Genomic DNA, 21,465 nt, shown 5'->3' on the forward strand with positions numbered 1-21,465 from the left:
GCGAGCCGGTAGGAAACGCGGCCGCCGCGGTCATGGCCCGCAAGATAGAAGCGTGCATGGCCGATCTTTTCCATCAGCTCGACCATGACTTTCGCCATGGACCGCTTGTCATAGGGCGTATGCCCCTTCCCCGATCGAGGCGCGACCGACCAGCCATAGCCGGGCAGATCGGGCAGGATCAGCTTGAATTTGGCGGCGAGAGCGGGCGCCACCTTGTGCCACATCACGTTGCTTTGCGCGTAGCCATGCAGCAGCAGAAGCGGCGGACCGTCTCCACCCGACCGCGCGAATATGCGCCCGACGGACGTGTCGATCCAGTGCGATTCAAAACCTGGGTAAAGGTCTGCGAGTTCGGTCATGCGGACGCCGTTTTACTTTGAACAGGTCCCGGATGCCAGTCTCAGGCGCCTCGCTCGACGGCACGCTTGCCGATGTCTCGCCGGCAAAAGCCGTCGGGCCAGTTGATCCTGTCCACCGCGGCATAGGCCTGCCGCTGGGCCTCGGCGACCGAGCGGCCGATGGCGCAGACATTCAGCACGCGTCCGCCATTGGCGAGGATGTGCGCGCCGTCCGACTTCGTACCGGCGTGGAAAATCTGGGCGCCCTCGACCTTAGCGGCATCCTCGAGACCCTCGATGACGGAGCCCTTCCGATAATCGCCCGGATAGCCCTTCGCCGCCATCACCACGGTCAGCGCGGCGTCGTCGTACCAGCGCAGATCGAATGACTTCAGCACGCCGTCGCGTGCAGCCATCAGCGCGGGCACGATGTCCGACATCAGGCGGAGCATCAGGACCTGCGTTTCCGGATCGCCGAAACGCACGTTGTATTCGATGAGTTTCGGGCCATCCTTCGTGATCATCAGGCCGGCGAACAACACGCCTTTGTAGGGTGCCCCCATCGCGGCCATCGCGCGCAGCGTCGGCTCGATGATTTCGCTCATCGTTCGCCTGGTCATCGCATCGGTCATCACCGGCGCGGGCGAGTAAGCGCCCATGCCGCCGGTGTTCGGGCCCTGATCGTTGTCGAGGGCACGCTTGTGGTCCTGAGCGGAAGCAAGCGCGATCGCGGTCGTGCCGTCGCACAGCGCGAAGAAGGACGCCTCCTCGCCCTGCAAGAATTCCTCGATCACGACCTCGGCGCCTGCAGCACCAAGGCCGCCGTCGAACATCATGTCGATTGCGGCTTCCGCCTGCGCAATTGTCTCGGCGACGACAACTCCTTTGCCTGCGGCGAGGCCATCGGCCTTCACCACGATCGGCGCACCATGCTTGCGGATATAATCCTTCGCAGGCTCCGGCGCGGTGAAGCGCTCATAGGCCGCTGTCGGGATATTGTTCGCGCGGCAGATGTCCTTGGTGAAGCCCTTCGAGCCTTCGAGCTGTGCCGCCTTCCTTGTCGGTCCGAACGCCTTGATGCCGGCGGCTTCGAGATCGTCCACGATGCCGGCGCAGAGCGGCGCCTCCGGCCCAACCATCACGAGGTCGATCTTGTTTTCCTTGCAGAAGGCGATCACCGCCGCATGGTCGGTCGGATCGAGCGCGACGCACTCAGCTTCCTGCGCAATCCCGGCATTTCCGGGCGCGCAATAGAGTCGGTCGACCAGCGGGCTCGCCGCCATTTTCCAGGCCAGCGCGTGTTCGCGCCCGCCGGAACCGAGCAGAAGGATGTTCATTCGCTGCGAAAAGCCTTATTTCGAGGCCGGTTGTGTAGCATGTAGCGACACCCCCGCAAGCGAATCGCCGGACATGACCGAAGCCGCCCGCCTCAATGTTGTGGAATTGACCGTCTCCGAGGTCTCGCAGGCGCTCAAGCGCACGGTCGAGGACAATTTCAGCTATGTGCGGGTGCGCGGCGAAATTTCCGGCTATCGCGGCCCGCACTCCTCGGGCCACGCCTATTTTGCGATCAAGGACGAGGGCGCGCGACTTGACGCGGTCGTCTGGAAAGGCGTGCTGAACCGCTTGCGATTCAAGCCGGAGGAGGGCCTCGAGGTCGTCGTTACCGGCAAGATCACCACCTATCCCGGTCGTTCGAACTACCAGATCGTGATCGAGTCGCTGGAGCCCGCGGGCGCCGGCGCGCTCATGATGCTCCTCGAGGAGCGCAAGAGGAAGCTTGCGGCGGAAGGCCTGTTCGACGAAGCGCGCAAGCAATTGCTGCCGTTCCTGCCGCGCGTCGTGGGCGTGGTGACGTCGCCGACCGGGGCCGTGATCCGCGACATCCTGCATCGGGTGTCCGACCGCTTTCCGCGTCAGGTTCTGGTCTGGCCGGTGCGCGTTCAAGGCGACGGGGCGGCTGAGGAGATCGCGGCGGCGATCGAGGGCTTCAACGCGCTTCCCGAGGATGGCGACATTCCGCGTCCCGACATCCTCATTGTCGCGCGCGGCGGTGGCTCGCTTGAGGACCTCTGGTGCTTCAACGAGGAGATCGTGGTGCGCGCTGCCGCCGCAAGCATGATCCCTCTGATTTCCGCTGTCGGCCACGAGACCGACATCACGTTGATCGACTTCGCCTCCGACAGGCGCGCGCCGACGCCGACGGCGGCGGCCGAGATGGCCGTCCCGGTGCGTTCCGAATTGCTGATGCGGATCGCAACGCAGGCGCGGCGGGCGCAGGCTTGCTGGCTGCGAGGACAGGAAGCACGCCGTACCGAATTGCGCGCAGCTGCTCGCGCGCTCCCTTCGCTCGACAATCTGCTCGCGGTCCCCCGTCAGCGGCTCGATGCTGCGGCTGACAGGCTGCCCCGCGCCCTCCGGGCGAACGCGCAGGTGCATCACAGGCAATTCGATCGCATCGCCGGGCGCCTGTCGCCGCAGTTGCTGGGCACGCGGCTGGTACGTTGCCGCGAATGGATTGCAACGCTCACTCAGCGCGCGGCGCTGTCGCGCAAGGTCTATTTCGAACGACGCCACATCCGACTGGAGTCGGCGGAGAAGCTTCTGAATGCATTCTCCTATCGCGCGGTCCTGAGCCGCGGTTTTGCGCTCGTTCGTGACGGAAAAGGCTTTCCGCTGCGCGCATCGTCCGAGGTCACGCCCGGGATGTCGCTCGACATCGAGTTCGCGGATGGCCGCGTCAGCGCAACGGCCGACAAGGAGGCGCGCACGAAGAGCAAGACGCGCGGCGGTCCGTCGGGGCAGGGCAGCCTGTTCGGCTAGCGCCTGGTCAGAAAGAGCTTTAGCGCGCGAGCCATTGCGGAATGCGCTTGAGGGCATCTGCGCGTGCGTCGGCGTTGGTGCCGACGGTCACGCGGCCGCCAGGATCCGGCGCAAAGGCCATCCGGGAGCGTTGCCGGAGTGGCGCATTGTCATGATCGAAGGCGTGGTGCGCGCCCTTGTACTTGACGATCACCGCCTGCGCTGAGCGGCCGCGTGCATTCTTGACCATGTCCTCGCAATGTTTCGCCGGCGTCCAGTTGTCGAGGGCTCCGATCAGGATCAAGGTCGGTACACGCGTACTCCACGCGGTGTCGCCTAGCCGTCGGCAACCCGGATAAAAAACCGCCGCCGAGCGGAAGTCCGGCCGATCGTCGCTCGGCTCAAGGCTGGGCCTGATTGCCCATAACGCCGCGATGCCTCCGCTGGCCCAGCCCAGCAGGCTGATGCGATCCTTGCGGATGAAATCCTGCTGCTGCAACCAGTCCCGTGCCGCGCGCGTATCCGCGACACGTTCCCGGTCCGGACGGATGGCTGGTGCCTTGACGCTGCATTGGTTGCCGAGCCCGCGTGACCCATAGCTGTCCGGAAAAAGCACGATGAATCCCGCGGCAGACAGCAACTGACCCCAGTCCTCCACCGGCTTGCGAATCTGTCCGTTGTTCAGGCGCAAACCGTCGCAGCCATGCAGAGCCACGATCGCGGGAAATGGTCCGGCCCCGGCGGGGCGAAAGATCACGGCCTGCAGCGGCTTGTCGTCGGTCGGGATTTCGACCGGTTCCGAGGTTGCTGCCTGCGCCACGCCGCCAAAGCACAACAGGGCTGCGAGAAGAATGTTTTTTCGCATGGCAGGTCTTAGTTGCGCGGGAACCCAACGGCTACCGATATCATGGCCGGAAAGCGGCACGCTGTCCCTTTGACCTTCGTCGCCTTGCCATTATGTTCAAACGCTACGAGTACCACTGCATTCCCGCCCGGGCTGGGTCTCCAGGAGGAATTTTACGTGCTGAACCGCTTCGATCGCCCCCCTCCCATGGCCGGCGAGGCCGAGGTGAAGTTTCTGGATGGCGATTTCCGCATTGTCCGGCCAGGCGCCTTCGTCCGCTGCGCTGTCACCAACGTGCCGATCCCGCTCGAAGAGCTCAAATACTGGAGCGTTGACCTCCAGGAAGCCTACGCTTCGCCGCAGGCTGTCCTGCAGCGCCTTCAGGCGCGCTAGCGCTGCGCTTTCAGGACCTGGTCCAGCAAGCTGTCGAGCGTTGCGGGATCGTCCGGCTGTAGCGTGACCGGCAGGACCCTGGCCGCCTCGGCAAGCTGCCCGCGCGCTCCAGTCTGCCCCTGTAAACGCGCCATATCTTTTTCCGTCGTCACGGGAATGAGCGAGTCTGCTTCGCAGCGTGCGAGGATACGCGTGGCATCATCCTCGCTGTAGGCGTGGTGGTCGGCGAAGGGTTGTGTGACCGTCGGCTCGATGCCGACCGATGACAGCGTGATGAAAAATTTCTCCGGGTCGCCGATGCCTGCGAACGCGAAGGCTTTGCGTCCAGCCATATCGATTGCGGTATCTGGTGCGGGTCGAAGCTGTGCGCGTACGAGCGGCAGCCTGTTGCGGCGCGCCAGCTCCGCCACCTGATTTGTACCATCGCCGCTGCCGACGGCCAGAATGGCGTGGACCTGCGCCACCTGTATCGAGAACGGCGCGCGCAGCGGCCCCGCCGGAAATACACGAGCATTTCCAAGACCACGCCGTGCGTCCACGACCGCGATCGAAAGATCCTTGGCGAGCGACGGATTCTGCAATCCGTCATCCATGACGATGATGGTCGCACCGGCATCCTGCGCGCACCTGGCGCCGGCCGCACGAACGCGCGACACGATGGTCGGTTGAGCGCGCGCGAGGAGCAGGGGCTCATCGCCCACATCGGTTGCGCGGTGCCTTGCCGGATCGACGCGGACCGGGCCCGCGAGCGTACCGCCGTAACCACGTGTCAGAAAAAATGGTCTCTCACCCTTTGCGATCAGCCGCTGGGCGATCGCGATTGCAGTCGGAGTCTTGCCGCTGCCACCCAGCGTGAAATTGCCGACGCAGATCACCGGAATGTTCGCCTTGAATCCCGCGCGGCGCATCCGCGAGCCGGCAATGAACCCGTAGATCAGCGCGACTGGAGACAGGAGTCCTGCGGCGATGCCCGGTTTCTGCCACCAGAAATCCGGCTCACGCATTGGACGCCTGATACACGAGCCGCAATTGCAGAAGATAAGGCTCGAGATCTGCAAAGGTCCGGTCGAGTGCACCGCCGAGACGTTCGACGGTGCGGAACGCGGCGTCGCCGGCCGCCTTGCGGCTCGCCGGGTCTTTCATGAAATCGCCGATGCGCATCGCGAGATGGCCGATATTCTCGACCTCCTCCGCGCCGCGGGCCGCGTCGAGTGCGGCATAGATGTCCTGGAAGTTCCAGACATTCGGACCGTGCAAGATCGGCTTGCCGAGCTTTGCTGCCTCGATCGGATTTTGTCCGCCATGCTCCACGATCGAACCGCCGACAAACACGACCTGCGCCAGGCGATAGAAAAGGCCAAGTTCACCCATGGTGTCGGCGACATAGATATCGGTCCGCACGTCCGGCAGGACACCGCGCGAACGCAGCATCCCGCGCGAGCCTGCCGCCACTGCACGCTGCAGTATCTCGGCGCCACGTTCCGGGTGGCGCGGCGCGATGATCGTCAGCAGGCGCGGGCGCGTTTTGCGCGCGCGTCGATGCGCTTCGATGATCGCGTCTTCTTCGCCCGGATGCGTGGATGCTGCGACCAGAATCTGACGGTCGGTGACGGCGCGTTGCATCTCCGCTAGCTTGTCCGCATTGGCGGGCGGCGCTGGAACATCGAGCTTGAGATTGCCCGTCACGTGCACCGCCCGCATGCCGAGCTGGGAAAAGCGTTCGGCGTCGAGCGCGGATTGCGCGAGGCAGAGATCGAAATTCTTCAGCAGCGCCTTGGCCGTGCGTTTTAGCGAACGCCAGCTCTTGAACGATTGCTCCGACATGCGGCCGTTGATCAGAACCAGCGGGATGCGGCGGCGCGCGGCGGAGACGATCAGGTTCGGCCACAAATCCTGCTCGATGAACAACCCGAGGTCCGGCCGCCAGTGATGCAGAAAGCGCGTCACGAAGCGTGGCGTATCGAGCGGGATGAACTGATGCAGCACGTCATCGGGCAGGCGGTCCTTGACGACCTGCGCCGAAGTCACCGTTCCCGACGTCACCAGCACCCGCACGTCCTGCGCGCGCAGCCGCTCGATGAGCGGGAACACCGCGATGAGTTCGCCGACGCTCGCACCATGCAACCAGACCAGCGGACCATCGGGCCTCTCCAGCGTCGACTCGCCGTGTCGCTCGCCCAGGCGCTCCTCGATTTCCTTGCCCCGCCGCAACCGGCGCTTCAGCCAAAGGTCGGCAAGCGGCGTGGCCACCGACATCGCGCGGCGGTATGCGCGCAATGTCATTGGCAGACGTTCAGCCACGCGCAGCACTTTCGGCTTTCCCGTCGACGATAGCGTAAGCCCGCTCGGTCGCATCGTTCAATGCGGCTTCGAGAGACAGCCGTGCTGCCTCGAGATCTGCATCGGTCGCATCCGCGCCGACCCGAACGGGATCGCCAACGACGCCGGCAATCAGACTGAAAGGAAGATTGAGAGTGGTGCGATCCCAGTTGTCGAAAACCTTGCGGCGGCTCGACGCCAGCGCGACCGGATAGATCGGACGTCCGGAATCGCGTGCAAGACGGATGATGCCGGCGCCCGCGACGCGTGACACTTTAGGGACGTCAGCGGTCAAGGCCACATTGTACCCTTCGGACAAAGCGTCGAGCATCTGGAAATAGGCGCTTACGCCGCCCTTGCGATGAAACCCGGTGCCATGATCGCCCGAGCCGCGAATAGTCTCAACACCCAACCACTCGGCTGCCACAGCATTCATTTCACCGTCGCGATGCCGCGAAATCAGTGTTTTGGCCTTGTACCCTTCCTTCTTGATAAAAGGCGCCATGAAATGCTGGCCGTGCCACATCGCGATGATGACAGGAATATCCGGACCCGCGCGCTCATAAATGTCGCCGGGGACCGACACGGTCCGGCTGGTCAGATGAACGAAGCGAAGATATTCCGCGGCCAGAATGCCGACCGTCTTCTGAACCCAGGGCGCGCGCGCAAGGCGCCGTGACGACAGCATAGCGGTTCCGTCGAGATTCAGCGCTTGGCCTGGTTCGGCATCTCAGGGTCGAGCAGCCGATGCAGATGCACGATGAAATACCGCATCTGCGCATTGTCCACGGTCTGCTGCGCCTTGGCGCGCCAGGCGGCATAGGCCGTCGCATAATTCGGATAGACGCCGACGATGTCGACCTTGCTGAGATCCTTGAACGTGACGTCGTCGAGGCGCTCGAGCTCGCCGCCGAGCACAAGATGAAGAAGCTGCTTCTGTAAAGCCTGATCGGACATATCGGTCATCCTGATAAGTCAGGCGAATTCCCTGCGGCGACTGCGCACAAGGTCCAGCATCGCTGCATGCCTGTCGCGTCCGGCCGCGAGAATCGCGCCGTGAACAGGGTCATGCAAGTTGTAGACCAGCGCTTCTCCCGCCAAATTCGTCATCGCGCCGCCCGCTTCGTGCACCAAAAGGTCTGCGGCCGCAAGGTCCCAATCGTAGGCATTGACGGACGCGAAAGCAGCGTCGATTCGGCCTTCCGCGACGCGCGTCAGTCGCAGGGCCAGCGAGTGGATTTTGGGTTCCTGAATTGTTGCAGGGTCGATCGCGGCTAGCCTCTCCAGCACCTTTTTCGGACCCGCGACGCGTGCACCGGCCAGCAAGGCGCCTTCTGTTGTCGTGATCGGTTTGCCGTTTCGGCTGGCGCCCTTCCCCGCTGCGGCGAGATAAAGGTCATCGTCGACAGGGGCATATACCGCAGCTGCAATCGGTCGGCTCTTCTCGACCACTGCCGCCACGACCGTCCAGTCCGGACGGCCCGCGAGAAACGAACGCGTGCCGTCGATCGGATCGACAATGAACAGCCGCTCCTCCGACAGCCTGGCGCGGTCGTCCTGGCTTTCCTCGGACAGCCATCCGAACCCTTCGCGCGACAGCCGCGCGCGCAGAAACTCGTCCACCGCGATGTCGGCTTCGGATACGGGTGAATCGTGACCTTTGGTCCAGCTTTTGATCGCGCCGCGGAAATATTTCATCGCGATCTGCCCGGCCTCGCGCACCGCGAGACCGAGTTCGTCGGCTAAAGCCGCGTTTCGACGCTGCCGATCATTGACCTGCAACCGTCAGACCCTCCACACGCAAGGTCGGAGCATTTGTAACGAACTTGAACGCGAGATCGTTGGCCGGTGTCAGCGAACGGAACATGTCGAGCAGATGGCCGGCCACCGTCACCTCGCTGACCGGATAAGTCAGTTCGCCATTCTCGATCCAGTAACCGGCAGCGCCGCGGCTGTAATCCCCGGTCACGAGGTTCGTGCCCATGCCGATCAGATCGGTGATGTAGAAGCCGGTGCCGGTCTCGGCGATCAGCTGCTCGGGCGAAAGTTCGCCGGGTTCGAGATACAGATTGCTCGGCGCAGGAGAGGGCGGCGCCGAGACGCCGCGGGCCGCATGGCCTGTGGTCTGCAATCCAAGCTCGCGCGCCGTAGTGCTGTCGAGGAACCACGACTTCAGCACGCCGTCTTCGACGAAGTGCATCTTCTGTACGGTCACCCCTTCGCCGTCGAACGGATGCGAGCGCAATCCGCGTTTGCGCAGCGGATCGTCGACGATCCGGATGCCGGGTGCGAACAGTCGCTCACCGAGCCTGTCCTTCACGAAACTCGCCTTGCGCGCGATCGACACGCCGTTGGATGCACTCGCGAGGTGGCTGATCAGCGTGTTTGAGAGGCGCGCATCGAAAATGACCGGAACGCTTTGCGTCTTCACCTTGCGCGGGTTCATCCGGCGAACCGCGCGCTCGCCGGCATTGCGGCCGATCGTCTCGGGTGCCTGAAGATCGCTGCCATGCAGAGCGGAGGAATGGTCGTAGTCGCGCTCCATGCCGGTGCCTTCACCGGCAATGGCCATCATGGAAATGCTCTGGCGCGACGCGAGATACGAGCCGTGGAACCCTCCGCTTGTGACCAGCACCATGCCGCTGATCCCTGCACCGGCTGACGCTCCGCCGGACTTCGTTACGCCCTTCACGGCGAGCGCTGCCTCTTCGGCAATACGGGCACGGCGCTCAAGCTCGCTCACTTCGGGCATATTCGGGTCGACGAGATCGAGGTCGGGCCGCTCGCGCGCGAGGCGATCGGGATCGGCAAGTCCTGCAAACTTGTCGTCAGGCGCCACCCGCGCCATCGCAACCGCGCGCTCCGCAAGCGCTGCCGGATCGGTGCGAACGATGTCATTGGTCGATACCACCGCCTGCTTTTGACCGACGAAGACGCGCAGGCCGACATCGTCGCCCTCGGAGCGCTCGGATTCCTCGACGGCGCCGTCGCGAATGTCGACGCCGACAGAGACCGAGCGCACGGCAATAGCATCGGCGGCGTCCGCACCGGCTTTGCGCGCGGCGAGGACCAGATTTTCAGCGAGTTTGCTGAGGGCGGATTGATCGAGAAGGGCTTCCATGAGTGCGCTCGATTTAGGGGGCGCGCGGGTCGGTGACAAGGACAAGGTTAGCGCAGAGCCGTCAATTGCCTGGCCGGAGGCAAGGACTCGTCAATCATGAGAATCGAGGACATGGCCGAAACCCTTGATTAACCGAGCTTTTTAAGCGCTTTCCGACGGGATTGTGGCAAGGTCATCGACATAACGGACGAAAAAGTCCGGGGGAGCAATTGAGGCGTCAAATGGAAGCCGGCGGGGCCTTGCCTGCCGGGTCGGGCCGCACTTTGCGGCTCGACCCCTTCGCTTTGCCAGTTCGATTTCCGGCACGTGATGTCGGGGCGGATGGGCAGATGCGGCAGATCGAACTCGACCGCGATCGCGTCGTACTGCGTCGTGCAGTTCGCGGGATGCGGATGAAAATCCGGCTGGCGGTCGATGCCTTTGTCGGCATCACGCTGGTACCGGCCGAGGACGGCAGTCCCACCGCTTCCATCATTCTCGACCATGCCGATCCGGCCTTGTCGATTCCGTTGCTTGACAATGCGCCGGCCGACGAGGCCGCGCTGACATGGCGCGCCTGGGGCCGCGTTCTCGGGCTGTCGCTCTGGCTGCGGGATGCGACCGGCGATGTTCGCCAGGTTTGCGCCGGCCGCCGTACGCTGCAGGGCGCGAAAGACATCGGCCGCAGGCGTCGGCGCTCGGCGATCAGGAAGCGCCGTCCCTCGATCCTGATGCGGCGCAAGCCGGGCCGGCACATCGGCCTGTCAGCAGTGCATCGCGGCGAACGCGAAATCATCGCGCGCAACTGAGCCGTGATCCGCGACGTCGCATTCCGCTAACGAAAAGCGGCGTCCAGAATCATTCCGGCAAACAGGATCAGGCCTGCGTCGCGGTTCGATTTGAAGAGCCGCAGGCACAGAGCCGGGTCGCCGATGTCGAGCCGCCAAACCTGCCACGCGAGATGCAGCGCGAAGGCAGCGAGACCCACCGCAAAGATCAAACCGCCGGCGGCGAGCCAGCCGGCGATTGCGATCAGCACGACGGCCGCTGAAAAGAACAGCGCCAGTATCGGCTTGGTGCGTTCCGCGAACAGGATTGCCGTCGACTTGATACCGATCAGCGCGTCGTCCTCACGATCCTGATGCGCGTAGATCGTGTCATACGCGATCACCCAAGCGATCGAACCCGCGTAGAGGACGAACGCTGCGGCATCGAGCCGGCCGAAGACGGCGGGCCAACCCATCAGCGCGCCCCAGGAAAACGCCAGCCCCAATCCGATCTGCGGCCAGTGCGTGACGCGCTTCAGGAACGGATAGATCGCCACGGTCGCGAGTGACAGAATTCCAACCAGAATGGTGAAAGCGTTGAACTGCAGCAGGACCAGAAGTCCGATCAGCGCCTGCAGGACAAGAAAGCCGAAGGCCTGACGCGCGGTCACCTGTCCTGCGGGGATCGGCCGCGAACGCGTGCGTTCGACCTTCGCATCGAGGTCGCGATCGACGATGTCATTCCAGGTACAGCCGGCGCCGCGCATCGCGAATGCACCGATGAAGAACAGCAGACAATGCCACGGGTCCGGATAGGGCCGGCCGGCGGCGATCGCGGCAAGGCCAGCCGACCACCAGCACGGTAGAAGCAGCAGCCACGAGCCGATCGGACGATCGAGCCTTGCCAGCCGGAGATAAGGCTTCAGCCACGCCGGTGCTGACGTGTCGACCCAGTTTCCGGTCGAATCGGCTACGCGACCGGTGGTGCCGCTCATCGCGTCAGCGGATTGCCGGTCAGCGTATCGAAGGTGCTGCCGCGACTCTTGGCGGCAGGCGTATCGGTCGAGACCGACGGGATTCTCGACGTCCCGAGCGCATCGCTGAGGCTAGGCGCGCGCTTGGCCGGCGCGGCAGCCGTGTCGCAGACCTTGGTCCGGATCTCGACGATCTTCGCCATGTTCCCTTTGCGGGCTTTCATGGCGTCCGGAGGGACCCCGCACTCCGCGCCGTGATCTTCGAAATACTTGATCACCTTGCTTTCGGCGGTCGCGAGGTTGCGAAATGCCTGACAGACAACCGGCTGCTGTTTGGTTGCCGCGGCCTTCTGGATCGCCTTGCCCTTTTCCTGGGCGTCCGCAAGCAGCGGCTCGATCTCGGCCATGCAATTGCGTTGCGGGCGGCCGCCGGGCCCGGAGGGACCAAACGAGGCTGCGGGACCGCCGGACGGGGCGGTGGGTGCAGTCCAGCCGGACGAGGGCGCTGCTGGGGCACCCTGTGCGGGCGCCCCCCAACCTGAGGTCGGCGGTCCGGGCTGCGCCTGCGGCGCGCCGGGCGTGGACCAGCCCGACGTCGGCGGCCCGGCCTGGGCCAGTCGCACGCGCGCATCGTCCGGCGCAGCCAGCACGGGATTCGTGACAGCAGCGAGCGTCAAAGCGGCGGACAGGCTTGCAAGCAGCCTCATTTCGTTCTCCCGGCCCCTCGGCCTCCCGGGCGGCCTCGTGATCAAGCCCGCAAAATAGGCGACACGGCGGCAAAACACGATTCAGTCCATAATAGAGAGCTTCCCGGTTATGAGAAAGTTGCAGCTTTCCGTGCTCACGTTGATCTGAACCATGTCCCGCTACGATTTCCGGACCCCGCGCTTGTTTGTCGCGCCCGACTTGCACACCGATGCGAGCGTGCCGCTCGACAAGGGTCAGGCGAACTATCTGACCAACGTGATGCGTCTCGAGCCGGGCGATCCGGTACTGGTCTTCAACGGCCGGGACGGTGAGTGGCACGCGGAACTGCAGCGCGAAGGCCGCAAGTCGGTCGTCCTGTCTGTCGGCGACCAGCTCCGCCAGCAGCATCCCGCTTGCGATCTGCACTATCTGTTCGCGCCGCTGAAGCACGCGCGGCTCGATTACATGGTGCAGAAGGCCGTCGAACTCGGAGTTTCGCGTCTGCAGCCTGTGACCACCCGCCACACTCAGGCGGCGCGGGTGAATGTCGAGCGGATGCGCGCCAATGCAATCGAAGCGGCGGAACAGTGCGGGATCTTGACGATTGCCGAAGTCGACGACGCGATCCCGCTTGCAAAGGCGCTCGCCGGTCTTGCTGCCGATCGCGTGGTGATCTTCTGCGATGAGGATGCGGAAACGCGCGATCCGGTCGCGTCGCTCTCGCATCTGAAGCGCGGCACGCCACTTGCCGTGCTGATCGGACCCGAGGGCGGATTCGCCGTGGAAGAACGCGACCTGCTGCTTCGGCATCCCAATGTGGTGCGGCTTGCACTCGGTCCGCGCATCCTGCGTGCCGACACCGCAGCCGTCGCGGCGCTGACGCTGGTTCAGGCGGTGGTGGGAGATTGGGGCTGAGCGAAGGCCGGCCGCAGCGCGAAGGCGAGCGGCAAAGTCACGAGCACCATCGTGCCGACAATGATCATGCCGCCCGTGAGACCGATCCGATCGCCGATAAATCCGTAGATGATCGGTGCAATCGCGCCGGCTCCAATGGTTCCGGTATAGAACTGGCCGAAGGCGCGCGCCCGCCGCTCCGGTGCGACGAGTTCCGGCACCGAGCCGTAGAGCACCGACGACGTGCCGTTCAGCATGACGCCGAGGACCGGCAGGATCACGAAGGCGACTTCCAGAGACGATGGAAGCAGCGCGAGGATCAGCGCGAGCGTCAGTACTTCCGTCACGAACACCGTATTGATGATGCCGATGCGCGCGCCGAGGAAGGCGCAGATGAGTTTGCCGGCTGCGCCCCCCGCAAATACGAGCGTCAACGCGAGTCCGATCGAAGGAAGGCTTGCGCCCTTGGCCGTCAGAATGAACGGCAGAAAGGTCAGGAAGCCCATGCGCGTCGCGGAGTCGATCACGCCGATCGACAGCAATGTCGGGAACGCGTAGCGCGGGGCCTTCGGCGCAACGGCCGTCGCGCTGTCATCGCCGGTGGTCTTGGCAGCGATCGCGACAGGACCGTAGCGCGGCGTCACAATGAGGATCAGGATCGCCGCGATGAAGCCCACCGCGCCAAGCGCGATGACGGTGGGCCGCCACGGCATGACGGTCATCATCAACGCGGCAAGCGCCGGCACCGTCATCTTGCCGATGTCGCCAGCGAAGTTGTATCCGCCCAGCGCCTTGAGTGAGCGCGGTCCCGAAAACGCCCGGGCCACGAGGGCGGATGCGATCGGATGTTGCGTGCTGGCGCCGAGCCCGCCGATCAGCAGCGCAACGAGCAGGGCCACGAAGCCGCCGCTCAATCCCGCGAGGCAATAGCCAAGTCCGGTGAGCGCAGTTCCGCCGGCGAGGATCATTGCTGCGCCATACCGCTCGGACAGATGGCCTGCCGGAATTTGCAGGCTTGCCATGGTTCCAGCGAACAGGCCGCGCAGAGCGCCGACCGCGGCATAGGTCAGGCCGAACTCCGCCTGCCAGACCGGCAGCATGACGTAGATCAGGTCGGTATAGCCGTCGTGCAATGCATGTGCGCCGGAAGCGACCGACATCGTCCGCTTCTCGTCGCGGCGTGTGGCGCCGCTATCGGCCACTGCGGTCATGAAGTTGACGGATCGCGCCGTTCGACGAAGGTCATGCTCTCGAACGAGATCACCCGCACACCATGCTGGTTCTGGCCCGAGCCGAGCATCGTGATGATGCCGCGGTCCGGCCTCGATTGCGAGACGCGCGTCGCGATCACCTCGACCGCATAGGATACCGTGTCGCCGACGAAGACCGGCCTGTACCAGCGAAGGTCGCGGAAGCCGGGCGAGGGCCCGACCTGCGGCACCCGCTCGCCGCGGCTTCGCAATGCCTCGGCCTCACGCCGGCGATAATCCACGAGCTTGCGCATCCAGATCGAGGCGGTTTGCCATCCGGACGCGATCAGCGCACCGAAATGCGAACGCTCGCCGCCGGTCTCGTCGACATGAAACGGCTGCGGGTCGAATTGCCGGGCGAATGTCTTGATGTCCTCGGCGATGAAAAGATGCGAGCCTAGCTCGACGCGGTCACCGACGCGAATATCCTCGTAGAAACGCATCATGACGGCGCCCCCGGGTGCCGGCGCCCGAACATCGCAGGCGTGACCATGGTCATCACGCATTCGCCGTGTGCGTTCATCATCTCGTAGCGGATACGGACAATTCCCATGTCGGGCCGGCTCTTCGAGGTGCGCTTGTCCAGAATTGTGGTGCGCAGGGTCAGACTATCGCCGGGCCGGACCGGACGCAGCCAGTTCACCTCTTCGACGCCGCCCGCGCCCATCGAAGACGAGTTCAATATGAAGCCGTCGCAGATCATGCGCATCATGATCCCGCAGCTATGCCAGCCCGACGCGCCCAGGCCGCCCAGCAGGGATTTCTGTCCGGCGGCCTCGTCGAGATGCATCGGCTGCGGGTCATACTGGGCCGCAAAGGCGATGATTTCCTCGCGCGTCACGACGCGCGGACCGTATTCGGCCGTATGCCCAGGTTGGAAGTCTTCGAAGTAAAGCTTGGCCAAGGGACGTGCACACCGTTTGAGCAGGACAGATTGGGTACCCGCCCACGCCACCGCCGTCAATTTGAACGTACCTGTCAGTTGACCGCGACGCCTGGCCGGGTGCAGCCTCCGCGCCCCGCCGGGTTTCAACGCTGAGAGCGTGTCGTCATGATTGATTTTGCCGAATTGCTTCAGTGGGACCGGTACATCACGCCGTCCGTGATCCGGGTATTTTATTGGCTTTGTCTTGCGATGGTGGTGATGACCGGCCTTTCGCTGATCCTGACCGCGCTCGGCATGATGGCGGTCAATTTCCTTGCGGGCCTCCTGCTGCTGATCGCAGCGATGATCTTCATCCTTGCAGGCATCGTCTTCGTGCGCATCGCGTGCGAACTCGTGATGGTGATATTCCGCATCAACGAGCATCTCGGTGCGATACGCGAGCAGGGCGTGGAGGTGGGGGCCTTTGCAGCCCCCGGCCAGCCGCGACAGCGACGGACCTAGGTCGCGAACCGGAAATGCATCACGTCGCCGTCGGCGACAACGTAATCCTTGCCTTCCAGCCGCAGCTTGCCGGCGTCGCGCGCGCCGGCTTCGCCGGACAGCGCGATATAATCGTCAAAGGCGATGGTCTCGGCGCGAATGAAACCGCGCTCGAAATCTGTATGGATCACCCCGGCCGCCTGCGGCGCCTTGGTGCCGCGCGTGATGGTCCAGGCGCGCGCTTCCTTCGGGCCGACGGTGAAGTAGGTGACAAGATCCAGCAATTCGTAACCCGCACGGATCAAGCGGTCGAGACCCGGCTCCGTCAGGCCGACGGCTTCTATATACTCCGCGCGCTCTTCCGGCGGGAGAACCGCGATTTCGGATTCGATCTTGGCCGAGATCACAACCGACACCGCGCCTTCTTCTTTCGCGCGCGCTTCGACGCGCTTTGAGAATTCGTTGCCAGTCGCCGCGGCCGCCTCTTCGACATTGCAGACATAGACCACCGGCTTGGCGGTTATCAGGCCGAGCATGCCGAAGGCTTTTTCCTCTTCCGGCTTGCGCTCGACGATGCGCGCCGGCTTGCCTTCGCGCAGAGGCTCGAGGGTCCGCTGCACGAGGTCCAGCGTTTCCTTGGCATCCTTGTCGTTGCCGCGCGCTTTCTTTTCCAGCGCGTCCACTCGCTTCTCGAGGCTTTCGAGATCGGCCAGCATCAGCTCGGTTTCGATGGTCTCGATATCGGCGATCGGATCGATCTTGCCTTCGACATGGGTGACGTCGGAATCCTCGAAGCAACGGACCACATGCGCGATCGCGTCCACCTCGCGGATATTGGCGAGAAACTGGTTGCCGAGGCCTTCGCCCTTGGAGGCGCCGCGCACGAGGCCGGCGATATCGACGAAGGTGAGGCGGGTCGGAATGATCTGCTGCGAGCCTGCGATGGCCGCGAGCTTGCTGAGACGCGGATCGGGCACCGCCACTTCGCCGACATTCGGCTCGATCGTGCAGAAGGGATAGTTCGCCGCCTGCGCCGCGGCGGTTTCGGTCAGCGCATTGAAGAGGGTCGATTTGCCGACATTAGGCAAACCGACGATGCCGCATTTGAAACCCATGATGGTCAGTCTTCCGATTTTTCGGAGCGCCGGTCGGCGCCGTTTGTGTCAAATCCCTTGGCGGCAAGCGCCAGATGAATCTTGTTCTGCAGGCTGGCGTCCTCGCCGCGCGCAAGCAGCGGGGCGTGTTCGGCCAGCGCCTCGATCAGCGTCTCCACCCACTCCCGCTCGCTCTTGGCGAAATCGGACAGGACGTGCGCGTGCACCAAATTCTTGTCGCCGGGATGCCCGACCCCGATCCGCACGCGCTTGTATTCGTTGCCGATTTGCCCGGAGACCGAGCGCAGTCCGTTGTGGCCTGCGATGCCGCCGCCGACCTTGATGCGCACCTTGCCCGGCGGGAGCTCGATCTCGTCATGCACGACGGTGATGTCGCGCGGTTCGATCTTGTAGAATTTCGCCGCTTCCGCGACGGCTCTGCCGGATTCATTCATGAAGGTGCCCGGCAGCAGCAGCAGCGTCTTCTTTCCGCCGAGCGAGCCTTCGGTTGCGACTCCCTGAAAGCGACGACGCCATGGCTGGAAGCCATGGCGCCTCGCAATCGCGTCGACCACCATGAAACCGATATTGTGCCGGTTGCCCGCGTAGCGGGCGCCGGGGTTGCCGAGCCCGACCAGGAGGAACATCGCGGTGTTGGCGGGGCGGGGCGCCCCGCCGCCTGTTTGATGCCGACGTTACTTCTTCTCGGCGGGCTTCTTGTCGCCGCCAGCAGCGGCGCCAGCAGCACCGGCAGCCGGCGCTGCAGCAGCGGGTGCCGCTGCGGCAGCCGTGGCTGCATCGGCGGCCTGCCGCTGCTCTTCAGCGTAGCCGGACGGCGGCACGATGGTGACCAGCGTCATGTCTTCACGGCTGACGGGCTTTACGCCCTCGGGCAGCTTCACGTCGCTCAGGTGCTTCGAGTTGTTGATCTCAAGGCCGGCCACGTCGACCTCGATCGACTGCGGGATGCGGTCCGGCGGACAACGCAGCGGGATCGAGTGGGTGACGATGTTGACCGCACCGCCGCGCTTCACGCCCGGCGATTGTTCCACGTTGATGACATGGACCGGCACGTTCACGCGGATCAGCACGCCCGCTGCGAGGCGCATGAAGTCGACGTGAATCGGGAAATCCTTGACCGGATCGAGCTGATAGTCGCGCGGGATCACGCGGTGCTTCTTTCCGTCGAGCTCGATGTCGTACAGCGTGGTCAGGAAGTGACCAGCATAGATCTTGTTGCGAATGTCGGCGTGATCGACGGTGATCGCGACGGGGGCTTCGTTGGCTCCGTAGATAACGGCCGGGGTACGGCCCTCGCGACGAATTGCCCGGGCGGCCCCCTTGCCGGCCTTCGGGCGCAACGTCGCCTTGATTTCCTTAACGGCGGTCATGCGCTTGGTCCTGTCAGGTTTGATGTCAGATTGTCGGAAAACGACTGCGGCAAGCCTCCAGGGGTGCGGGGGCCGCAGTCGCGCGGGCTTATACCGGCCGGGGGCCGGAATAGCAAGAAATCAGGGGTTAACGGCCGGAAAGGGCCGAAAATCAGCCGTCGAGGCGCATATCGCTGACGTCCGGCTGGGCGTCCTTGGCGGCGGCGGGCGTCATCCCGGCCTTGGCTTCCAGTGCGGCGATCCGGGCCTTCAGGGCCTCGTTTTCCTCGCGCGCCAGCCGGGCCATGTCCTTGACCGCCTCGAATTCCTCACGCTTCACGAGGTCCAGGTCGCGCAGCCAGCGCTCCGCCTGGGTCTTGAACAGCGTGTCGAACTCTCGCCGTACGCCCTGAGCCACGCCGGCGGCGTCGTTCATCAGCCGCGCGATCTCGTCAAAGAACCGGCCCGAAGTCTGGGTCATGCTGCGCTCCTTCCGAACCCGCCTTGATGTGATATGGCGTAGCGGCCCCGGCCCTGCAAGCACGCAGGCCGTTCATCCTGGACTTTCGCAATGCCGGTTTCGGCCCTGCCTTTTCCGAACATCGATCCGGTGCTGATCAGCATCGGGCCATTTGCCATTCGCTGGTACGCGCTGGCTTACATTTTCGGTATCCTGCTGGGCTGGTTCTATGCCCGCATGATCATCCGCAATGAAACATTGTGGGGTGGTCGCGCGCCGCTGACCGTCAACGACTTCGACGACTTCATCGTCTGGATCACGCTCGGCATCATCCTCGGCGGCCGGCTCGGCTACGTGCTGTTCTACAACCCGGCGCATTTCCTCGCGCATCCGCTGGAGATCGTTCAGGTCTGGGGCGGCGGCATGTCGTTCCATGGCGGATTCGCCGGCTGCGTCGCGGCGGTGCTCCTGTTCGCGCGCAGCCGCAAGATCCCGATCCTGTCGCTCGGCGATCTGACCTGCGCCGCCGGACCGATTGGCCTGTTTCTCGGACGCATCGCGAATTTCATCAACGGCGAATTGTGGGGACGTCCAACCGACGTGCCGTGGGCAATCGTGTTTCCGGCCGCCGGACCGTTGCCGCGGCATCCGAGCCAGCTTTATGAAGCGGTTCTTGAAGGGGCGGTCCTGTTTGTCGTACTCGCGATCGCGGTTCGCATGGGCGCGCTCAGGCGCCCTGGATTGACGATCGGGCTGTTCGCGATGGTCTATGCACTCGGCCGTTCGTTCTGCGAGTTCTTCCGGGAGCCGGACCCGCAACTCGGATTCCTGTGGGGTGGCCTGACCATGGGCATGCTGCTGTCGATCCCGCTGTTCCTCGCGGGCGTTGCCTTTGTATGGCATGCGATGCGGCGTCCTGCATTGGGAGGGCAGGCTGCATGAGCGAGCCATCGCCGCTTGAAAAGGAAATCCGCCGGTTGATTGCGGTTAGCGGGCCTATGCCGGTTGCGCGCTACATGGCGCTCTGTCTCGCCCATCCGCAGTACGGATACTACGTCACGCGCGATCCGTTCGGCGCGGGAGGCGATTTCACCACCGCGCCGGAAGTCAGCCAGATCTTCGGCGAATTGCTGGGCCTGTGGGCGCTGTCGGTGTGGCGCATGCTCGACGAGCCGGAAGCCGTCAACCTGATCGAGCTTGGACCGGGCCGCGGCACGATGATGCGGGACGCGCTTCGCGCCGCGAAGGTGCTGCCGAAATTCCGTGAGGCGCTATCCGTGCACATGGTCGAGATCAGCCCGACGCTCGAACAGCTGCAGCGCAATACTCTCAGCGATGTGGACGTCCCGGTGTCGTGGCATCGCAATCTGCTGGATGTCCCGGAGGGGCCGACGATCATCCTTGCAAACGAATATCTCGATGCGCTGCCGGTGCATCAGGTGGTGAAACAGGCCGACGGCTGGCATGAGCGCGTCATCGGTCTGAATGCGAACGGCGATTTTGCGCTGGGGCTCGCGCCGGACCCATTGCCGCAATTCGACCGGTTCATGCCCAAGAAGATCAAGGAAGCGGCTGTCGGCGCGATCTTCGAATGGCGCAACGATATCCATGCTTTCGACATTGCGCGCCGCGTACGCAAGGACGGCGCTGCGCTGTTCATCGATTACGGACACGTCGAAAGCGATCTCGGCGAGACGTTGCAATCGGTCAACGAGCACGCCTTTGCCGATCCGCTGTCAGCGCCGGGTCTTGCCGACATCACTGCGCATGTCGACTTTTTCATTTTCGGTCAGGCGGCAGAGGGCATGGGTGCGGCGGTTCACGGTCCGGTCACGCAGGCGAAATTCCTGCGTGAACTTGGGATCGAAGCGAGGGCGGACGCGCTCCGAAAAGGCGCAACCGCCGAGCAGGGTGAGGCCATCACGTCCGGGGTGGCGCGCCTGACAGAGGGCGGGCGCACAGGCATGGGCGAGTTGTTCAAGGTCATGGCGATCACGGATCCGAAACTCGGTCCGCTGCCTGGATTCGAGTCCGCATGAAACTCCACGCTCCGTCCCTGTCAGCGCTTGATGGCATCGGGCACGCCTTCTTCACCCGCGAGGGCGGCGTGTCGGGCGGCATCTATGCGAGCCTGAACAGCGGCATCGGCTCGGATGACGACGCCTCGCATGTTGCTGAGAATCGCGCCCGCATGGCGCAGGCGCTCGGCGTCAGTGCTGACCGCCTGATCACGGCGTACCAGATTCACTCTCCGCAGGTTGTCGTGGCGGAAGAGCCGTGGAGTGTCGAGACGCGGCCGAAAGCGGACGCCATCGTGACCAGAACGCCGGGACTGGCGATCGGCGTCAGCACCGCCGATTGTGGTCCGCTGCTGTTTGCCGACGCAAAGGCGCGCGTCATCGGTGCGGCGCATGCCGGATGGCGCGGTGCGTTCTCCGGTGTGATCGAGGGGACCATCGCGGAGATGGAAAAACTCGGCGCCGACCGCGGGCGCATCAGTGTCGCGCTCGGTCCGCTGATCCGGCAGAACAACTATGAAGTCAGCCAGGGCTTCGTCGACGAATTCTTGCGCGAGGACGAAACCTATGCGCGCTTTTTTGCCCCGGCGTCGCGCGAGGCCCACGCGATGTTCGACTTGCCGGGCTTCATCGCGTTGCGGCTCGCACAAAGCGGCATCGAGCGCTTCGAGGATATCGGGGTCTGCACCTATTCCGATCCGGATCGTTTCTACAGCTATCGCCGGTCGACCCACCGGGCCGAGCCGGATTACGGGCGGCACGTTAACGCTATCGTGTTGACCCCCTAGC

The 21,465-nt window shown here is 64.2% G+C and carries 26 protein-coding genes; 8 read left to right on the top strand and 18 right to left on the bottom strand.

All coding sequences use genetic code 11. The features are described from left to right. Positions 1-359 (bottom strand): alpha/beta fold hydrolase (locus VNZ93_RS04865; RefSeq protein ID WP_325700858.1); only part of this gene is annotated, 359 nt, incomplete at its 3' end. A gap of 41 nt (positions 360-400) precedes the next feature. Further along, positions 401-1,675, bottom strand: coding sequence for a phosphoribosylamine--glycine ligase (gene purD / locus VNZ93_RS04870; RefSeq protein ID WP_325700861.1), 1,275 nt, complete (start codon positions 1,673-1,675; stop codon positions 401-403). Between the two features lie 73 nt (positions 1,676-1,748). Here purD and xseA point away from each other — a divergent pair, with 73 nt between their 5' ends. Then, positions 1,749-3,161 (top strand): exodeoxyribonuclease VII large subunit, encoded by a 1,413-nt coding sequence (gene xseA, locus VNZ93_RS04875; RefSeq protein WP_325700864.1) that lies wholly within the window; start codon positions 1,749-1,751, stop codon positions 3,159-3,161. A 19-nt stretch (positions 3,162-3,180) separates the two neighbouring features. On the opposite strand, the gene VNZ93_RS04880 is transcribed toward xseA, so the two are convergent. Continuing rightward, positions 3,181-4,005 (bottom strand): dienelactone hydrolase family protein, encoded by an 825-nt coding sequence (locus VNZ93_RS04880; protein ID WP_325700867.1) that lies wholly within the window; start codon positions 4,003-4,005, stop codon positions 3,181-3,183. Positions 4,006-4,164: 159 nt separating this feature from the next. On the opposite strand from VNZ93_RS04880, the gene VNZ93_RS04885 reads away from it, so the two are divergent. Further along, complete coding sequence (locus VNZ93_RS04885; RefSeq protein ID WP_325701027.1) at positions 4,165-4,377, top strand: DUF2093 domain-containing protein; 213 nt, start codon at positions 4,165-4,167, stop codon at positions 4,375-4,377. Here VNZ93_RS04885 and lpxK read toward each other — a convergent pair. The 6 genes from lpxK to VNZ93_RS04915 are packed head-to-tail and all read right to left on the bottom strand — an operon-like array spanning position 4,374 to position 9,817. After that, positions 4,374-5,381 (bottom strand): tetraacyldisaccharide 4'-kinase, encoded by a 1,008-nt coding sequence (lpxK, locus tag VNZ93_RS04890; protein WP_325700870.1) that lies wholly within the window; start codon positions 5,379-5,381, stop codon positions 4,374-4,376. The genes VNZ93_RS04885 and lpxK overlap by 4 nt on opposite strands. After that, on the bottom strand, positions 5,374-6,660 hold the full coding sequence (locus VNZ93_RS04895; RefSeq protein ID WP_325700873.1) for a 3-deoxy-D-manno-octulosonic acid transferase: 1,287 nt from the start codon (positions 6,658-6,660) through the stop codon (positions 5,374-5,376). Before VNZ93_RS04895 ends, lpxK begins: the two co-directional genes overlap by 8 nt. 10 nt (positions 6,661-6,670) lie before the next feature. Next, positions 6,671-7,384, bottom strand: coding sequence for a lysophospholipid acyltransferase family protein (locus VNZ93_RS04900; protein ID WP_325700876.1), 714 nt, complete (start codon positions 7,382-7,384; stop codon positions 6,671-6,673). A 17-nt stretch (positions 7,385-7,401) separates the two neighbouring features. Beyond that, positions 7,402-7,653, bottom strand: coding sequence for a DUF4170 domain-containing protein (locus VNZ93_RS04905; RefSeq protein WP_325700879.1), 252 nt, complete (start codon positions 7,651-7,653; stop codon positions 7,402-7,404). Between the two features lie 18 nt (positions 7,654-7,671). Further along, on the bottom strand, positions 7,672-8,478 hold the full coding sequence (locus VNZ93_RS04910) for a 3'(2'),5'-bisphosphate nucleotidase CysQ (RefSeq protein ID WP_325700882.1): 807 nt from the start codon (positions 8,476-8,478) through the stop codon (positions 7,672-7,674). After that, positions 8,465-9,817 (bottom strand): TldD/PmbA family protein, encoded by a 1,353-nt coding sequence (locus VNZ93_RS04915; protein ID WP_325700885.1) that lies wholly within the window; start codon positions 9,815-9,817, stop codon positions 8,465-8,467. The genes VNZ93_RS04910 and VNZ93_RS04915 overlap by 14 nt, the downstream gene beginning before the upstream one ends. A gap of 221 nt (positions 9,818-10,038) precedes the next feature. Between VNZ93_RS04915 and VNZ93_RS04920 the strand changes: the two genes are divergently transcribed. Beyond that, positions 10,039-10,605, top strand: coding sequence for a DUF6101 family protein (locus tag VNZ93_RS04920; RefSeq protein ID WP_325700888.1), 567 nt, complete (start codon positions 10,039-10,041; stop codon positions 10,603-10,605). A 26-nt stretch (positions 10,606-10,631) separates the two neighbouring features. Here VNZ93_RS04920 and ubiA read toward each other — a convergent pair whose 3' ends face one another. Together ubiA and VNZ93_RS04930 are read right to left on the bottom strand one after the other, a co-directional pair. Further along, positions 10,632-11,558 carry a 4-hydroxybenzoate octaprenyltransferase gene (gene ubiA / locus VNZ93_RS04925; protein WP_325700891.1) on the bottom strand — a complete coding sequence of 309 codons (927 nt, stop codon included), beginning with the start codon at positions 11,556-11,558 and terminating at the stop codon, positions 10,632-10,634. After that, positions 11,555-12,244: a hypothetical protein gene (locus VNZ93_RS04930; RefSeq protein ID WP_325700894.1), complete on the bottom strand. Its 690-nt coding sequence runs from the start codon at positions 12,242-12,244 to the stop codon at positions 11,555-11,557. The genes ubiA and VNZ93_RS04930 overlap by 4 nt, the downstream gene beginning before the upstream one ends. Before the next feature lie 151 nt (positions 12,245-12,395). Here VNZ93_RS04930 and VNZ93_RS04935 point away from each other — a divergent pair, with 151 nt between their 5' ends. Beyond that, a complete protein-coding gene (locus tag VNZ93_RS04935) occupies positions 12,396-13,139 on the top strand; it encodes a 16S rRNA (uracil(1498)-N(3))-methyltransferase (protein ID WP_325700897.1) in 744 nt (247 codons plus the stop codon). On the opposite strand, the gene VNZ93_RS04940 is transcribed toward VNZ93_RS04935, so the two are convergent. The 3 genes from VNZ93_RS04940 to VNZ93_RS04950 are packed head-to-tail and all read right to left on the bottom strand — an operon-like array spanning position 13,112 to position 15,272. Next, complete coding sequence (locus VNZ93_RS04940; RefSeq protein WP_325700900.1) at positions 13,112-14,329, bottom strand: MFS transporter; 1,218 nt, start codon at positions 14,327-14,329, stop codon at positions 13,112-13,114. The two genes, VNZ93_RS04935 and VNZ93_RS04940, sit on opposite strands and share 28 nt — an antisense overlap. Further along, on the bottom strand, positions 14,326-14,814 hold the full coding sequence (locus VNZ93_RS04945; protein ID WP_325700903.1) for a MaoC family dehydratase: 489 nt from the start codon (positions 14,812-14,814) through the stop codon (positions 14,326-14,328). Before VNZ93_RS04945 ends, VNZ93_RS04940 begins: the two co-directional genes overlap by 4 nt. After that, complete coding sequence (locus VNZ93_RS04950; RefSeq protein ID WP_325700906.1) at positions 14,811-15,272, bottom strand: MaoC family dehydratase; 462 nt, start codon at positions 15,270-15,272, stop codon at positions 14,811-14,813. Before VNZ93_RS04950 ends, VNZ93_RS04945 begins: the two co-directional genes overlap by 4 nt. A gap of 147 nt (positions 15,273-15,419) precedes the next feature. Between VNZ93_RS04950 and VNZ93_RS04955 the strand changes: the two genes are divergently transcribed. Then, positions 15,420-15,755, top strand: coding sequence for a DUF4282 domain-containing protein (locus VNZ93_RS04955; RefSeq protein WP_325700909.1), 336 nt, complete (start codon positions 15,420-15,422; stop codon positions 15,753-15,755). Here the strand turns inward: VNZ93_RS04955 and ychF are convergent. The 4 genes from ychF to VNZ93_RS04975 all read right to left on the bottom strand — a co-directional run bounded on the left by ychF (position 15,752) and on the right by VNZ93_RS04975 (position 18,679). Continuing rightward, on the bottom strand, positions 15,752-16,849 hold the full coding sequence (gene ychF, locus VNZ93_RS04960; RefSeq protein ID WP_325700912.1) for a redox-regulated ATPase YchF: 1,098 nt from the start codon (positions 16,847-16,849) through the stop codon (positions 15,752-15,754). The two genes, VNZ93_RS04955 and ychF, sit on opposite strands and share 4 nt — an antisense overlap. 5 nt (positions 16,850-16,854) lie before the next feature. Further along, complete coding sequence (gene pth / locus VNZ93_RS04965; RefSeq protein ID WP_325700915.1) at positions 16,855-17,475, bottom strand: aminoacyl-tRNA hydrolase; 621 nt, start codon at positions 17,473-17,475, stop codon at positions 16,855-16,857. Positions 17,476-17,523: 48 nt separating this feature from the next. Further along, positions 17,524-18,219: a 50S ribosomal protein L25/general stress protein Ctc gene (locus VNZ93_RS04970; protein ID WP_325700919.1), complete on the bottom strand. Its 696-nt coding sequence runs from the start codon at positions 18,217-18,219 to the stop codon at positions 17,524-17,526. A 151-nt stretch (positions 18,220-18,370) separates the two neighbouring features. Continuing rightward, positions 18,371-18,679, bottom strand: coding sequence for an accessory factor UbiK family protein (locus VNZ93_RS04975; RefSeq protein WP_325700921.1), 309 nt, complete (start codon positions 18,677-18,679; stop codon positions 18,371-18,373). Positions 18,680-18,769: 90 nt separating this feature from the next. Between VNZ93_RS04975 and lgt the strand changes: the two genes are divergently transcribed. The 3 genes from lgt to pgeF are packed head-to-tail and all read left to right on the top strand — an operon-like array spanning position 18,770 to position 21,464. Continuing rightward, positions 18,770-19,600, top strand: a complete 831-nt coding sequence (gene lgt / locus VNZ93_RS04980; protein WP_325700924.1) for a prolipoprotein diacylglyceryl transferase — start codon at positions 18,770-18,772, stop codon at positions 19,598-19,600. Beyond that, complete coding sequence (locus tag VNZ93_RS04985; RefSeq protein WP_325700927.1) at positions 19,597-20,697, top strand: class I SAM-dependent methyltransferase; 1,101 nt, start codon at positions 19,597-19,599, stop codon at positions 20,695-20,697. The genes lgt and VNZ93_RS04985 overlap by 4 nt, the downstream gene beginning before the upstream one ends. Beyond that, positions 20,694-21,464: a peptidoglycan editing factor PgeF gene (gene pgeF, locus VNZ93_RS04990; RefSeq protein WP_325700929.1), complete on the top strand. Its 771-nt coding sequence runs from the start codon at positions 20,694-20,696 to the stop codon at positions 21,462-21,464. Before VNZ93_RS04985 ends, pgeF begins: the two co-directional genes overlap by 4 nt. Position 21,465 lies beyond the last annotated feature (1 nt).

This window comes from Pseudorhodoplanes sp., from assembly GCF_035565795.1.
Classification (GTDB): domain Bacteria; phylum Pseudomonadota; class Alphaproteobacteria; order Rhizobiales; family Xanthobacteraceae; genus Pseudorhodoplanes.

Coding starts and splice junctions, on each gene's coding strand:
- purD (WP_325700861.1), bottom strand. CDS start 1,675: ATGAACATCCTTCTGCTCGGTTCCGGCGGGCGCGAACACGCGCTGGCC.
- xseA (WP_325700864.1), top strand. CDS start 1,749: ATGACCGAAGCCGCCCGCCTCAATGTTGTGGAATTGACCGTCTCCGAG.
- VNZ93_RS04880 (WP_325700867.1), bottom strand. CDS start 4,005: ATGCGAAAAAACATTCTTCTCGCAGCCCTGTTGTGCTTTGGCGGCGTG.
- lpxK (WP_325700870.1), bottom strand. CDS start 5,381: ATGCGTGAGCCGGATTTCTGGTGGCAGAAACCGGGCATCGCCGCAGGA.
- VNZ93_RS04895 (WP_325700873.1), bottom strand. CDS start 6,660: ATGACATTGCGCGCATACCGCCGCGCGATGTCGGTGGCCACGCCGCTT.
- VNZ93_RS04900 (WP_325700876.1), bottom strand. CDS start 7,384: ATGCTGTCGTCACGGCGCCTTGCGCGCGCGCCCTGGGTTCAGAAGACG.
- VNZ93_RS04905 (WP_325700879.1), bottom strand. CDS start 7,653: ATGTCCGATCAGGCTTTACAGAAGCAGCTTCTTCATCTTGTGCTCGGC.
- VNZ93_RS04915 (WP_325700885.1), bottom strand. CDS start 9,817: ATGGAAGCCCTTCTCGATCAATCCGCCCTCAGCAAACTCGCTGAAAAT.
- VNZ93_RS04920 (WP_325700888.1), top strand. CDS start 10,039: ATGGAAGCCGGCGGGGCCTTGCCTGCCGGGTCGGGCCGCACTTTGCGG.
- ubiA (WP_325700891.1), bottom strand. CDS start 11,558: ATGAGCGGCACCACCGGTCGCGTAGCCGATTCGACCGGAAACTGGGTC.
- VNZ93_RS04930 (WP_325700894.1), bottom strand. CDS start 12,244: ATGAGGCTGCTTGCAAGCCTGTCCGCCGCTTTGACGCTCGCTGCTGTC.
- VNZ93_RS04935 (WP_325700897.1), top strand. CDS start 12,396: ATGTCCCGCTACGATTTCCGGACCCCGCGCTTGTTTGTCGCGCCCGAC.
- VNZ93_RS04940 (WP_325700900.1), bottom strand. CDS start 14,329: ATGACCGCAGTGGCCGATAGCGGCGCCACACGCCGCGACGAGAAGCGG.
- VNZ93_RS04945 (WP_325700903.1), bottom strand. CDS start 14,814: ATGATGCGTTTCTACGAGGATATTCGCGTCGGTGACCGCGTCGAGCTA.
- VNZ93_RS04955 (WP_325700909.1), top strand. CDS start 15,420: ATGATTGATTTTGCCGAATTGCTTCAGTGGGACCGGTACATCACGCCG.
- ychF (WP_325700912.1), bottom strand. CDS start 16,849: ATGGGTTTCAAATGCGGCATCGTCGGTTTGCCTAATGTCGGCAAATCG.
- pth (WP_325700915.1), bottom strand. CDS start 17,475: ATGTTCCTCCTGGTCGGGCTCGGCAACCCCGGCGCCCGCTACGCGGGC.
- VNZ93_RS04970 (WP_325700919.1), bottom strand. CDS start 18,219: ATGACCGCCGTTAAGGAAATCAAGGCGACGTTGCGCCCGAAGGCCGGC.
- VNZ93_RS04975 (WP_325700921.1), bottom strand. CDS start 18,679: ATGACCCAGACTTCGGGCCGGTTCTTTGACGAGATCGCGCGGCTGATG.
- lgt (WP_325700924.1), top strand. CDS start 18,770: ATGCCGGTTTCGGCCCTGCCTTTTCCGAACATCGATCCGGTGCTGATC.
- VNZ93_RS04985 (WP_325700927.1), top strand. CDS start 19,597: ATGAGCGAGCCATCGCCGCTTGAAAAGGAAATCCGCCGGTTGATTGCG.
- pgeF (WP_325700929.1), top strand. CDS start 20,694: ATGAAACTCCACGCTCCGTCCCTGTCAGCGCTTGATGGCATCGGGCAC.